The organism is Allobosea psychrotolerans (assembly GCF_002917105.1).
GTDB lineage: Bacteria > Pseudomonadota > Alphaproteobacteria > Rhizobiales > Beijerinckiaceae > Allobosea > Allobosea psychrotolerans.
The window spans coordinates 165,880-178,836 of record NZ_PQFZ01000012.1; the positions used below are offsets into that span (position 1 = coordinate 165,880).

General features: G+C 61.3%; 11 protein-coding genes. 5 read left to right on the forward strand and 6 right to left on the reverse strand.

Going from position 1 to position 12,957, the window contains the following annotated elements; all coding sequences use genetic code 11:
• The first annotated feature begins 409 nt into the window (after positions 1-409).
• The 4 genes from CYD53_RS19780 (at position 410) to CYD53_RS19795 (ending at position 4,638) form a co-directional block, all read left to right on the forward strand.
• Complete coding sequence (locus CYD53_RS19780; protein ID WP_146055956.1) at positions 410-2,410, forward strand: coiled-coil domain-containing protein; 2,001 nt, start codon at positions 410-412, stop codon at positions 2,408-2,410.
• Between the two features lie 59 nt (positions 2,411-2,469).
• Entirely contained in the window at positions 2,470-3,510 is a 1,041-nt protein-coding gene (locus tag CYD53_RS19785) for a TAXI family TRAP transporter solute-binding subunit (protein WP_103719784.1), read from the forward strand.
• A gap of 125 nt (positions 3,511-3,635) precedes the next feature.
• Positions 3,636-4,106, forward strand: a complete 471-nt coding sequence (locus tag CYD53_RS19790; RefSeq protein ID WP_425428322.1) for a hypothetical protein — start codon at positions 3,636-3,638, stop codon at positions 4,104-4,106.
• Between the two features lie 25 nt (positions 4,107-4,131).
• Positions 4,132-4,638 (forward strand): DsrE family protein, encoded by a 507-nt coding sequence (locus CYD53_RS19795; protein WP_103719786.1) that lies wholly within the window; start codon positions 4,132-4,134, stop codon positions 4,636-4,638.
• 450 nt (positions 4,639-5,088) lie between these two features.
• Here CYD53_RS19795 and CYD53_RS30535 read toward each other — a convergent pair whose 3' ends face one another.
• The 4 genes from CYD53_RS30535 to CYD53_RS19810 form a co-directional block, all read right to left on the reverse strand.
• Positions 5,089-5,523, reverse strand: a complete 435-nt coding sequence (locus CYD53_RS30535; RefSeq protein ID WP_210202383.1) for a hypothetical protein — start codon at positions 5,521-5,523, stop codon at positions 5,089-5,091.
• A gap of 24 nt (positions 5,524-5,547) precedes the next feature.
• Entirely contained in the window at positions 5,548-6,693 is a 1,146-nt protein-coding gene (locus tag CYD53_RS19800; protein WP_210202384.1) for an AAA family ATPase, read from the reverse strand.
• Positions 6,694-6,744: 51 nt separating this feature from the next.
• Positions 6,745-8,217 carry a S1C family serine protease gene (locus CYD53_RS19805; RefSeq protein ID WP_103719787.1) on the reverse strand — a complete coding sequence of 491 codons (1,473 nt, stop codon included), beginning with the start codon at positions 8,215-8,217 and terminating at the stop codon, positions 6,745-6,747.
• A gap of 241 nt (positions 8,218-8,458) precedes the next feature.
• Positions 8,459-9,700 carry a hypothetical protein gene (locus tag CYD53_RS19810; RefSeq protein ID WP_146055957.1) on the reverse strand — a complete coding sequence of 414 codons (1,242 nt, stop codon included), beginning with the start codon at positions 9,698-9,700 and terminating at the stop codon, positions 8,459-8,461.
• Positions 9,701-9,957: 257 nt separating this feature from the next.
• Here CYD53_RS19810 and CYD53_RS19815 point away from each other — a divergent pair, with 257 nt between their 5' ends.
• Positions 9,958-10,851, forward strand: coding sequence for a DUF5677 domain-containing protein (locus tag CYD53_RS19815; protein WP_103719789.1), 894 nt, complete (start codon positions 9,958-9,960; stop codon positions 10,849-10,851).
• 122 nt (positions 10,852-10,973) lie between these two features.
• Here CYD53_RS19815 and CYD53_RS19820 read toward each other — a convergent pair whose 3' ends face one another.
• The gene (locus tag CYD53_RS19820; RefSeq protein ID WP_103719790.1) at positions 10,974-11,561 is read right to left on the reverse strand and encodes a hypothetical protein; all 588 of its coding nucleotides are present in this window, start codon (positions 11,559-11,561) and stop codon (positions 10,974-10,976) included.
• 3 nt (positions 11,562-11,564) lie between these two features.
• Positions 11,565-12,653: a hypothetical protein gene (locus CYD53_RS19825; protein ID WP_103719791.1), complete on the reverse strand. Its 1,089-nt coding sequence runs from the start codon at positions 12,651-12,653 to the stop codon at positions 11,565-11,567.
• Between the last annotated feature and the right edge of the window lie 304 nt (positions 12,654-12,957).

Consider the following 12,957-nt stretch of genomic DNA (forward strand, 5'->3'; position numbering starts at 1 on the left):
TCTTTCTAAGGAAAATGTGAACGCGCCAGTCGCCCGACGCTCTGCAAATTCAACCGGGATGCCAAGCTGCTGATGGATTGAAGCGGGCGCTTGTGACCACCCGAGACCGTCATCGCTGCACGGGGAAAGCCGGGTGGCCTTGTCCATGCGGACGTTCGGATAGCCTTCTATCTCATCCAGCAGCAAGCGCGCTGAATCGTCGCCACATCCGAAGCCGCCTACTCCTCGTCTTCGACGCCTGGGAGAAGGGCGGACTCGCCGCCGGGCCGCATACGGGCGCGCAGCATAGGCGGAGTACCCCGTTAGTGCGATCGCCTGCCCCTATGCCCGCCTTCTGTTCTCCTCCGAACCGGGGTCATCTCGATCGCTGCGAGGGCGTGGTGCCGCCAATTGAACAGGCGTCTGTTACATGCGCGACGTGACAGAGAGCGCACAGGAAGACCGGCAAATCGTCATCGGAAAGGGTGACGCGACCGAGCCATATACTGCCACTCACTGGGTTGGTCAGTGGGATGGCGCAAAGCCGCTCGCCAAACCCGATCGCGCTGACATATCGGCAGTCACCGGCGCCCGAGAGCCAGCTCCTGCGAGGAGCGATCAACGCGGTAAATCCTCCCAGGCCGCGCGTGCGAGACGTCGGCGCCGCTATATCGCGCTGGCGAGCGGTGCCGCCGCGGCGGGTCTGCTGCTTGTCATTGTGATCCCTGACCTGGACCAACCGAAGCCCACCCAGTTTGCGCGGGCTGGTTTGGCGCCGAGCCAGGTCTCGAATACGGCGCTCCCTCTGAGCAATGCCGATTCCGCCGGCGCGCAGGGGCGCGCACCAGGGATTGCCGAAGCCTCGGAACCCGCAATCCAGCGATCGCAGAACGGAGAGCGGGTCGTCGCAATATCGCAGGAGCTTGCTGAGGCCCGGCGCGTAATCGAAAATCTCACCGCGCAGCTGCGCACCCAGGTGACCGAGAATGACCATGCATTGGCGCAGGAGCGCGAGAGAACGGCCGCCCTCATGCAGGAAGCCGAAGCCGCGCGAACGGAACTGAGCGCAACCCGCGCGCGCGAAAATCAAGCGATCGAGCAGGAACGCGTGAGCGGTGCCGCATTGGCGAGCCAGTTATCGGCGTCACGGCAGGAAGGCGAGGCGCTTGCGGCGCAGCTGCGCAAGGCGGTGGCCGAAGCCGGACAATACAAGCAGGCGGATGCCGCCAAAACCTCACAAACTCTCGAACAGGAGCAGCGGACGGCGGCAGCACTGGCCGAAGCTGAAGCGGCCCGCAGGGAGCTGAGCGCGACTACGGCGCAACAACGCCAAATGCTCGAGCAGGAACGCGCGCGTGGCGCGGCGCTGGCGAACCAGCTGTCGGCGGCGCGGCAGGAAACCGATGCCCTGGCGGCGCAGCTGCGCAAGGTCGTCGGCGAAACCGCACAGCTCAAGCAGTCGGAGACCGTGCGGAGTGCTCAGCGCCTCCAGCAGGAGCAGCAGAAGGCGGCTGTTCTGGCAACCGAGGCGGAGGCCGCGCGGCAGGCGCTGGCCACGACAACGCGGCAACATCGTCAAGCGCTCGAGCAGGAGCGCGCGCGTGGTGTGGCACTGACGAGCCAGCTTTCGGCCGCGCGCGAGGACAGCGAGGCGCTGACGGCGCAACTGCGCAAGGCCGTCAGCGAAGCCGCACAGTTCAAGCAGGCGGAAACTGCGAGGACTGCGCAAACTCTCCAGCTGGAGCAGCAGAAGGTGGCTGCCCTCGCCGAGGTCGAGGCTGCGCGGCAGGCCTTGACGACAACCAAAGCAGAACAACGTCAAGCGCTTGAGGAGGAGCGCGCACGCGGTGTCGCGCTGGCCAACCAAGTGTCGATGGCGCGGCAGGGCAGCGAGGCTTTGGCCGCGCAACTGCGCAAGGCGCAGGCCGAAGCAGGCCAGTCCAGACAGGCAGCAGAGACGACAATCGCGGAACTGCGCCAAACCCTGCAGCAGGAGCGCGATCGCGTTGCGGCAATGACCTTGGAATCGAGAGCGGCGCTGTTGGGCGTCTCCGGGCCCGCAGCGACCGAACCCTTGGCGATCAGTCAGGACGCCCGGTCTCCGCAGGAGGCGGCGGTCATCGAGGCGGAACAGCCGGTGGTCGCGGAGGCGCATGCCAGCCAGGAGGCGATACGGCTGATCGCTCGCGCCAGTGCGCTGCTTGGCCAGGGGGATATCGGCTCTGCGCGGATCGTGCTCGAGCGCGCGGTCGAGATGGGCAGCGCACGAGCGAGCTTCATGCTCGCGGAGACCTACGATCCCCGCATTCTTTCAGCCTGGGGAACCTATGGCACGCGCGGTGAAGTGACGAAGGCCCGCGAGCTTTACGTGAAGGCGCAGGCCGGCGGCATTCAGGAGGCAAAGGATCGCGTCGGCGCGCTGCTCCAGTAGCGCCTGACGAAGGCGATGCTCCCCGCCTTTGGATTTCACGCTCAAAAGTGGAGTTGGGAATGAAGATTTTGCCGGGACGATTCGGGCTCCTGCTGGCGGCGTTGATGGCGCTTGCGCCGACGTTCCAGCCAACCGGTCTGCAGGCGCAGACGTCCCAGGCGAACACCCGCAGTATTGCCGTGCCGTCGCGCGGACCTGCGCCCGCGACGGAACAGGAGAAGATCAACGCATGGACGGTCGGTCTTGCTGCAGGATTGATCGAGGGTGCGCCGCTGCGTCTCGGGGCCGAGATGGCCCGCGTCGTCGATGACGGGCCGAACATGCTGGTGCTGCCGATCGTCACCCGTGGCGCTACGGAAAACCTGAATGCGCTGCTTTATCTGCGTGGTGTCGATACGGCGATCATCAACACCGATGCGCTGGAAGAATACAGGATCCAGGTCCCCCAGATCCGGCAGAAGATCACTTACGTGCTGAATCTCTTCCCCTCGGAACTGCATATCCTTGTCCGACCCGAGATACAGACCCTGCAGGACCTGAACGGCAAGAAAGTGAACTTCAATACGCTGGGCACGGCCGCCGCCTATTCGGGGCCCATGATTTTCAGCCGCCTCGGCATCACTGCAGAGAAACTGTTCATTCCTCATCCGGTCGCTCTCGAGCAGATGCGCAAGGGTGAGATCGCCGCCGTCGTTTTCATCACGTCCAAGCCGGTCGACGCCTTCGTGCGCGGACGCTTCGAGCCCGGCTTCAAGTTCCTTGCGGTCCCATACGAGAGCAAGTTCGAAGACTACTATCTTCCCGCCATGCTGGAGGCCCGCGAATATCCCGGCCTCATCAAGCCCAATGAGCGGGTGGCAACGATTGCGGTGCCGACGGCGCTGGTCGCGTTCAATTGGGCCCAACGGACCAACCGCTACGACCGCGTCGCCCGCTTCGTCGACCTCCTGTTCAGCCGTATCGAGAGGCTTCAGGGGCCGGGCTTCGACGAGAAATGGAAGTCGATCAATCTCGCCGCGACGGTCCCCGGTCTAACCCGTTTTGCCGCGGCGCAGGAGTGGCTCGACCGCCGGGCCTCCGCTCCGCGAGCGTTACGATGAGAATGATCATGGTGACAGTAGCGTTCGCGGTGGTGAGCCAGACCGCTCTCGCCCAGAGCGCTGCCGATCCCATGACCCGGTCCCGCGCCTGCTCGCAGCTCGAGCAGGCGGAGCGAGTGGTCTGCTTGGATAAGCTTACGCGAGCCGGCGACGACTGGGTCATCAGCGAGACGACGTCGCCGGTGGACTATGCGCCGATCGTCACCGCCACCGCGTTGTCCCGCGACAACGCTGGTAGGGCCCTGGCGCAGCTCTCGGTTCTCTGCCGGGGCGGCCGGACGGAGATGGTGGTCGGGGGGCCGGCCCTCGCCAGCGGCGACACTGATTACGACCTGTCCTACCGTCTCAATAGCGGGCAGCCCGTGCGGGTTGCAGCCGGCAGGGCTTCGCTTGGGACGGGCATCGCGTTCAGGGGCGATGTTGTGAGTTTGCTGCAGTCGCTCCCCGAAGAGGGCGAGCTGGCGATCCGCCTCTCCGCCCGATCCGGCGCCGTCCATGACGGGCATTTCTCCCTTCGCGGCCTGAAGGCGGTGCGCAGCAAGGTGGCCGCCGCCTGCAACTGGCCGCGCCAGGCCGCCAAACCGGGTCCCGGATAGTCCTCAAACTCATGGGCGAAAGACAATGACGATCAGCTTTAAAGACGTTGTCGGCTCCACTCTGGTGGCTGGTGTCGCGCTATTCATCGCCTTTGCACCCGCGGCAGCGGAGGGCGTGAAGCAAACCTCGGTGCAAACATCCAAGCGACCTTCTGTTGAAAAGAAGGCGCACCGGCTCGTCCTGCAGGTGAATACGAATGAAGCCGGGACGATGAATTTGGCGCTCAACAACGCAACCAACGTCGCGCAGTACTATCAGGAGCGTGGCGAGAAAGTGGAGGTCGAAATCGTGACCTTCGGGCCCGGCCTGAACATGCTGCGCGACGACACGTCTCCGGTGAAAGCGCGCATCAAGGCCATCGCGGCGAGCACCCCGGCGATCTCCTTCAAAGCCTGCGGCAATACCCAGGGCAATATGAGCAAGGCGGAGAACAAGGAAATTTCCCTTATTCCCGAGGCGACGGTGGTGAAATCCGGCGTCGTCCATGTGATGGAATTACAGGAGCGAGGCTGGACCTATGTCAGGCCGTGATCCAGCGCAGCTCTGTCGTCCTGACAAGGATTCATCGGGTTGCTCGAAGGCGTAGCGATCGGGGCTGGCGTATCGTGCCTCGGCCCGGTCGTACGACCTGGCGCAGCTTGCGCCGACGCTCGACAATCGAGCCGGAAAAATCCCTACTTGGTAGTGGAGGGATGGATCATCGCAACGGGCGGATGCAGAGCCGCCCCGTGAAGGCGAGTGCGCCGTAAGACCTTGCGAGATCATGACTCTTTCTCCTGCTTGAGAGAAAGAGTGGTGCCCAGGAGAGGACCGGGCGCTCAGCGCGAAAATAGCAATAAAATCAAAGAAAGTGGACGCCGCTTTCAGTGGATTCTGTATCACCGCGCTGGAACACCTGTCGAGCCCCCAGAGATCGGGTTGCCGATGGGAAGGCTTCAGTCTGTGCCAACTCCCCAACCGAACCTTAGGTGGCGGTGGCCACTAGCTGGCCTGCAGCGCCGGAAGGACCGATTGGATAGCGGCTTTCACGGCGGGAGCTTGATCGTTCCTAAGCACTCGGGCGAGCCAGTTTTCAAATTCAGCTTTTGAAGTTCGCTTCAGATGGGATGCGGCAAGGCTCACCAAGCCGCCCTTATTCGAGTAAATGGTCAGGAGCGACGGCAGATCACGAGTCTGTATCGCAAGTCGGAGATGCGCCTCCGCAGCCGCTGCGATAGCGACTACGTCAACCCCCGCCACCCGCTGCGCAAATGTCTGCGCAAGATCGGCGGTTGTTGCTGCATTGCTAAGATCTACTTTCTTGAGAGCCCGATCGATGCGTCGACGGCAGTGGTTGAGGACTGTAGCTTCGATCGCGTTGGGGGTATCCACTAGCGTGAAGATGGCTGCCTTTAGTTTGTCGAGCTTGTCCTCCAACTCGGCGTCTTTAAAGCCCTCGTGCTACGCAATCGCCCGGCTGACGCTCGGCAGCACCACAAGGTTCTCAATTTCCGAGACTGGCAGGACCCCGACGCCCAGCGAACCCAGCTTGGTGACGTCGGCATTATCGTAGTCGTCCGCATCCACCAATCCCGAACAACTCACCCGTGTGAAGGCTTGGTTCGTCCGCATGGTTACGACTGAATGGATGACTGCCTCGCAACCGCCACGAGCGACTACCGTCCACTCGGGATAGCACGCGCGGTAGATCGCTCGGTCCAGGCTGGTGCCCGTTCCCTCGGAGAATAAAACCGGTCGGCGACTTCCCAGGATGAGTGTTGCGGTGTCCTCACTGAATCCGGTGTCGCCGGGGACTGGATCTACGGTCCAGCCGATCGCAGGGGAGTAATCTCGGATCACGTATTTCGCAGCGACGCGGGAAGCGGCAAACTCAAGGTCGTGCGTGATTAAGACGAACGCGCAGTCCGGGCGTGCGGCCTCTAGTTCGTCCCAAAGTTTGCCTGTGATACTGCGATGAACGTGGAGTTCCGGTTCATCGAAGATAAGCAGAGAGTCGGGCGGTGCAATTAGTACTTGACCGACCATATAGAACACTGATCGCTCGCCGTCGCTCATCTCCGAAGCGCTGTAGGCCTCTGCAGAGCCAGCGATCGACACTTGAATATCATCTCCCGACAGCACGATCTTCCGGTGCGGCAAAAGCCGATCCCAGATTTCAACGAGCATTTCGAGTTTAGTCGGCAGGAATATTTGCGTCTGTCCGGCTCGCGCAGAAGAATGGTTACGGTAGGTCGTGTTGGTTTGTTCCGCAAAAAGCGCTTGTATCAAAAAGTCGAAATCGTTGAGTAGGGCGACGGCTTCTTTCGCACCCCACCGGTGCGCCGTTCGTTGATAGCCAGCGGTTGTACCTCCTTTCAACAAGCCCCTTCGCGCATCGGCTTCACTAATCTTACTGACATTGGGATTCAGACTAAGTGCTCGATGGGCCGAAATTCGGTGCGACGCCGGCTCATGAAGTTTTTCGAGAAGGACGGCAAGCCGCGTTTTACCACCGCCGTTGGCGCCAACGAAAATCAGTGACGCACCCGCATCGAGTTCTATTGAATTACCACCGGTGGGCCCCGGGATTTGGATAGAAAAACGCATCACTGTACGTCCTCGGACTGGAGTTGTGCCGGTAGTTGACCCTTGTCTATCTCAGCGGCAGGTGAGGAAGACACTTGCCTTCTTCGCCCGCTCCGCAAGGTCAGCAGGGTCCAGCTTCTCACCCGGTGCTCCGACTTCGTAGGCGACCTGGTTTGCATCAAGGAAGCTCGTGGCCAGCGACGCCTTCACGGCGAAGTTGACGTTCTGCGGAAGGTCGCCCTGGTTCTCAGCCATCTTGATTGCATCGAGCTTCGCGGTGACGATACCCACGACATTGCCCGAAGCGTCCACCAGCGGCCCTCCCGAGTTCCCCGACTGAACCGGTGCGGACACCTGAAGATACCGACTATCGTCCCTGAGCCCCGCCAAGGCTGTCACATTGCCTAGTGTGAAGTTGCCAGTGGTCGCGAGGAGTTCGCTGTGGGGGAACCCGAAGGCCGCGATGCCTTCCCCCAGGCGGACGCTGGATCGGACCGGAAGGGACCGCTCTACCGGCCCCGGCACCTTCAGGACCGCGAGGTCATTCACCGCGTCCCGGGCGAGGAGCTGGGCCGGGACCGCGATGGCTCCGTCTGGCCGTGCCGTGATGGTGGTGCAGTCCTTGAGCACATGCGCGTTGGTCAGGACGTGCCCAGCCTTGGAGACGAAGAATCCCGAGCCCGTAGAGAATTTCACCTTCGCCGTTTCCTGAGCGGATGGGGGCGTCGGAGCAGGTGCAGGGCGCTGCTGGCTCGCCGCCTCCGGTTCGGTGGGCTTCTCCCACGGATACCCGCCTCGCTCTATGGTCGGGAACGGAGAGCCTGTCATGGTCGCCCAAAGCGACCCCGAGATGATCGTGACGAGGCGGTTGCCATAGACGGGTGCATCATCGTCCGACCACGACATGTCGAAGCCGAGGATGCCGTCGCCATCAGTATGATAACGGACGTAGCGGCTGTAGCGACCCTGGTTGCCGGTGATGACGAAGAAGTCGGTCCTCAGGACCTTGAAATTGATTGCGTCCCCGCTGCCGACCATCTCGCGCAGAGTGGCCTCGTAAGTCGCCCTCACGGAGGCCGCTGGGATCGAATTGAACTTCAGCTTGAACCGGTTCCGGGGCTCCCGCATCTCGACGCCGAGGTCGGTGCGGGTGGCCTGAAGCCCCAACCCAATCGGCACCCATAGCTGCCTGCCTCGCGTGGGATGAGGCACCCAGCGCAGCCCCCAGCCGGCCAGGGCCGATGAAGCGGAAGCTGCCATCTGGTCGATCTGGGGTTTCGTCAGTATGCCCGTGGGTGCCTCTCCACGAGATAACTGGAACTGCTGGGTCGCATCGAAGAGCCGGCGCGAGTACGTCACGTTCGGCACGGCGGGCCAGTGGCCGGCGCTGGTCAGGATAAGCTGAAACCACAACCGGGTGTTCACCTGAAGACCGATGAAGGCCTCCTGCGCGGCGTTGAAGTACGGATCGTGGCCCTGTGGTTGGGCGGCGGCTGGCGCACTCAGAAGAGCCACTAGCGCCAATACGACTGCACGCCCAAGCATCGACTTCCCCGGCCAATCAACAAACTTAACGAACCGTTAGGGGTGGGCCGCCGGAAGTCAACGAGAGGACTCGGATAGAGTTAGCGGTGGGGGGATCTTTGCACCTTAACTCTCTCCGTCCCCTGCGATTGCTGAACCCCTCAAATAATCCCTATTCAGCGGCCAGGCATGATCCGCGAGAGCGCTCCCTAGAGAATGTCGCTGGGCCGGAATACGAACGCCAAGGACAGCTGGATTGGTCTTACAATGCATCGACCATACGCATGATGCTTTGGGCGTTGGGGCCTTTATTTCCGTAGGCCTCGTCAAAGTGCTCCGTCACCGTCACCAAAAAGGCTGCTATCTCAGCCTTACTCCAGCTCCGACGGGCCTCGGACACCTTCACACGATCAATTAATGCACTACTGCGTTCGTGCTCGAACTGCCCACCCCATTGCGATCCCTTGAGACCCACGGCTCCGACCTCGATGCGAATGAGCCCCGATCCGCCCAGGGCAGAGAGTGTTGATAGACCGCGGACGAGGAAGCTCGCGACATCGGTCAAAAAGTGGGCAATGTAGAACGTACCGTCGTTCAGCCGCTTCGTATCGAAGGTCCAAAGCTCGCCGGTTTCGCGGAACCATTGAGTTGCGGTCCGGGTGACAGTGGGATTACTGCCATCGTCCGCCCCGTAGCGAAGCACGCCGTCCGGATTGAGGCCGCCATCGCCGCTTGTGTGTGGACCAAGTGGCCGCAGGCCGCTCGTTGCGGACCCTGCGTGAACTTTGGCTGAAGCTGGAATTCCATTGGAAAAGCGCTCGGGGACGATGCGAACATAGGACCTCCGGCCCTCTTCCGGCTCCACATCTTGCAATCCGTTGCCGCCGTGGAACGGTTGATGCTGGAGCAGTTGGTCCGCTTCGAACCAAACTGACGGATCCCCCGAGCGTGCCGCCGTTCCGCTTGGACCCGGGTCATTGGATTTTCCGACCAGCCAGCTGTCGAGTGACTTTCGGAGTGCGCTCTTCAGGTCCTCGGTCAATTTAGCCGTGGCCGCCTCAATGGCCGCATCATCAGCGCCCTTTGCAAGCGAGTAGAGGATTGCCGCGCGTCGGTGGCGGATGTCGAAGGGGAGCTTCTCGTGACTACTGGGTCCGTAGAATTTGTTGGCGACCAAGATGATATTCTCATGCGAAAGATGAGCCCAAGCCCAGCCGAGCTCGATAAGCACGTTCGGATTTGGTAGTTCGCGGCCACTCTCGGAACGTCCAGCAGACGTGATGTCTCCTACAAACACTCCTGCCTGCTCGATTTTCTGCAGGATCGTATCGGCGATTGCCGCCATCCCGGCCTCGCCCTTGGTGTCGTGATCCAGCTCGGCTTCACTCGGCTCTAGCTCAAGTTCGTCGCTCAGAGCGTCCAAAGCACGCTGGAGTGCGGTCTGGACCACGTCGCGGCAATATTTCGCCGGTCGGTCGCTCTGCCATGACCAGAAAACCTTCATCGACTCCCCCATTTCTCAATCTTGCCGAGCCGCAGTTAGCTGCACCGAACTCGTTTGACGAGCACTTCCGCTGATGATTGCCTCAATTCTTAAGTGCGGAATGGCGGGTCCCACATGGAATAGCCACCCACCTCGATGACACAGCCGCAACGATCGTTGTGAGTGTTACTAAGAGTGGCCACATCGTGCTGCGCGAGGCGGGTGGTGAAACTCTGTCGTGTCGGTGATGATGATCCCGCTGAACGAGGGGCCAGACGATGACCGGCAACGATGAACTTCCCGAAATCGAGGCGGTTCACGTCGATGTACAGCAGCTAAAGCAGTTCAAATCGGAAGAGGAGTTCAACGCGATCTCCGTATCGCTACTAGTTGAGGCCGGTGAGTACCTCGTGGTAGCCGCGTGCACGATGGGCAAGGACAAGTCGTGGTCACGCGACAGGGCTGCGGTTGGGGGCAATCTTGTTCGCCTCTACAAGCTTATCTCGGCGTTCTTGGATCAGATCTGCCAGCGGCGTCGAGAAACAAGTTTCATTATGGCTCGCTTGGTCTTCGAAACGGTGGTCACGGTGGCCTACATGGTGAAGAACTTCAGCCCCGAACTGATTGACCGCTACGTACGCCACTCCCTGCGCCATGAGCGGAAGCTGAGCGACACGATCTCTGGCAATGTTGCCGAGCGTGGCGGTGTCGTGCTGCCTATTGAGGATCGGATGCTCAAGTCCATCGACCGGGCTGTTCGGTTTTCTGAGGTGCCGCTGGACAGCATCGATATGAAGGACCGGAAGCCCTGGGACGGCAAAGACCTTCGCGCGAAGGCGGCGGATGTCGGTTTCGAAAAGGCCTACCTCGGTATGTTCGGAGGGGCATCACATAATGTGCACGGCAGTTGGCAGGACCTTTACGAGTACCACCTTGAGGCCGGTGAGGTCGGTGTCTTTTCGCCTCGCTTGGAGTGGAGGGCTCCGCGTCCCCAAGTGACCCTCGCCCTAGCGGTGATCACGGTCGAGACCGTCAGGCGGTTCTTTGACTGGTTTGGCGCTTCACCGGTGGAGGACGTGATGGGCGCGTTGGAGGACCTAGATGAGAGGCTCAACGCAGTCACCGACGCTCATGAGCAGTACTTGAACGGTCGCCAGTGGCCTCAGTCGTAGCGCGGTTGCGGCAAGCGGGCCTACGGTTAGCGAGGGGGCACGGGGGGAAACCCAATGCGCCGGGCGTAAAGGTGGGCTTTCAGATTTTTCGTCGGAAACATCCGCGGGCTGCTGGCCCCTCCTCATTGGTCCAACCGGAACGGAGGCTTGGCAAGCATCCTCACGGCGAGGCTGATGGCGAACCACGCATCACGCCCCAAGAGTTCCCCAGCGGGCTGACCCGTAGCAATCGAGCGACGGTCGAGGTTGTGGCTGTCGTCGATGTGGCGGAAGTGCGTGAGCGGGTTGCGTAGGCTGGCAAGCTGCTTCAAGTCGGCGATGTCTTGGTCGTCCAAAAGACCTTGGGCTTGGCAGCGTCGCAGCGTTTCGTCGAATTTTACCCGCTCCGGCAGCCTGTCCGTGAAGCCGCCTTCGAGGAAGGCCGCCAAGAGGTTCTCGGTGAGGCTCTGGCAGAGCAGTACGGTCGCGACATAGTTGCCGTGGACGAAGGAGGAGCGGGCCTCCGCCCAGGCGTTATAGGCGATGTGGCCGCCGTAGATCATAGTGCCGCGAGGGCCAAGCAGGGCTCCAAGGTCGGTCAGGAATCGAAAGCGCTTCACCTTGCCTTGAAGGTCGTCATGAAGGTCGGCCAGCAGGAAGCGGACAAGTGAGAGGTCCGCAACTTCGGAGAATAGGTCTGCTTGATCGTCGTCGGACGATAGGTACGCCATGTTTCAGGTTCCCGTGCCAGAACCCTGCGGCGCTGAGGGTGGACGCAACCCTTCGAGTGCATCAAGCACGAGCTTCGTCGCCGCCTTTAGGTCCTTCACAATCAAGGAACCAGGAACTCGCACGGAACTAATACCGACTGCATGGAGGCGTTTGCTTATTGCCTCATCCTTCTGGGCTGCCTTACGGCCTCGGTGATGGCGCGTCGAGTCACAGAAAACAGCGAGACGTTCTTCGGGGAAGTACATGTCGGCTTCCGTGATGAGCCCCGGCGTTTCGCCATCTACCTGTCGCCAAAGATCGTAGATGGAAGGATGGTTCGAGCCGTCCTCGTAGAAAAGCATTTGCAGGTTTGGGGTCAGGTTCTCCCGAAGCAGGGCCTGGAGAAGAAATAGCTCGATGGGCGATTCTGCCCCCCACACGCGCCGGGCGCGAAGGCCTTCAAACGGGGTGAACATGAGCTTGGTGAAGTGGCGGTGGTATTTCTGCCAGAGCTTCGTATCGTCGATGCCGAAGTTGACGGCCAAGGTATCCTCAGGGTCGAAGCCGTGCTGGAGGTAATACATGTCGGTCACCAAGCCGATCCCGTCAGGAAAGGTGGCCCACGGCTTTTCGCCGAGGAGCAACCCGACCGGTCCCCAAGCTGCCCACGTCCCCGTGAACGGGTTAAAGTCGACGTAGCATGGTTCCTGCTTTTGCAAGGCAACGTTCAGGTCAATCTTCTCTACGTACTCGACACCCACGTTCGACACGACATCGCGCTTACTGGCGGGGACGAGTGATATCGCGTAGGGAACTCCAACATTGACGCCCCCTTCCTTGCGAAAGGCGGCGATGCTGGTCACGACCGATATCATTTGGAATCGGGTCTGGTTCTGCCGGTAGAGTGCCAATTCCCCCGCCGATGGCCGGTCTTCCAACTGAAAGCCAGCGGCCTCAGCCATAGCACCGGTCAGCGGCTGGACGCCGCCAAGGTGCAACATGCTGAACTTAATGCCGTCAGGAACCGTCCCGAGGTTAAGCCCGATGGGTAGCGGCGGGATGGCGGGGTAGGCCGGATCATCGGTCAGGTAGCGGGGGCGGTTGTCTATCACGTGTGTTGAGCCCCGTCGCTTTCCTAGATCGCCCTTGTACGGAAGCCTTATGCTTGCCTAGGGAACTTCGCCATCGCGAGTGCCATGGCGGCCACCGTCACATCACCGTAGTCATCTCCTGCGGTCCTAGGGGCGTGTCCCTGGATCGCGTCGACCACTCGGCTGTCCATCCCAACCGAGCGGGCTACCGTCTTGAAGCGGTGTCTCCAGGGACTGTCAGGGATTTTGTGTCTGGGGCCATAGTGACGCCGATGGAGGGCGGATATGGTCATCAAGAAAGACACGCTGGATCAGTTGCTGGCGG

Excerpts from the sequence above, each read along its gene's own strand:
- CYD53_RS19780 (WP_146055956.1), top strand. The coding sequence starts at position 410 with ATGCGCGACGTGACAGAGAGCGCACAGGAAGACCGGCAAATCGTCATC.
- CYD53_RS19785 (WP_103719784.1), top strand. The coding sequence starts at position 2,470 with ATGAAGATTTTGCCGGGACGATTCGGGCTCCTGCTGGCGGCGTTGATG.
- CYD53_RS19795 (WP_103719786.1), top strand. The coding sequence starts at position 4,132 with ATGACGATCAGCTTTAAAGACGTTGTCGGCTCCACTCTGGTGGCTGGT.
- CYD53_RS19800 (WP_210202384.1), bottom strand. The coding sequence starts at position 6,693 with ATGCGTTTTTCTATCCAAATCCCGGGGCCCACCGGTGGTAATTCAATA.
- CYD53_RS19805 (WP_103719787.1), bottom strand. The coding sequence starts at position 8,217 with ATGCTTGGGCGTGCAGTCGTATTGGCGCTAGTGGCTCTTCTGAGTGCG.
- CYD53_RS19810 (WP_146055957.1), bottom strand. The coding sequence starts at position 9,700 with ATGAAGGTTTTCTGGTCATGGCAGAGCGACCGACCGGCGAAATATTGC.
- CYD53_RS19815 (WP_103719789.1), top strand. The coding sequence starts at position 9,958 with ATGACCGGCAACGATGAACTTCCCGAAATCGAGGCGGTTCACGTCGAT.
- CYD53_RS19820 (WP_103719790.1), bottom strand. The coding sequence starts at position 11,561 with ATGGCGTACCTATCGTCCGACGACGATCAAGCAGACCTATTCTCCGAA.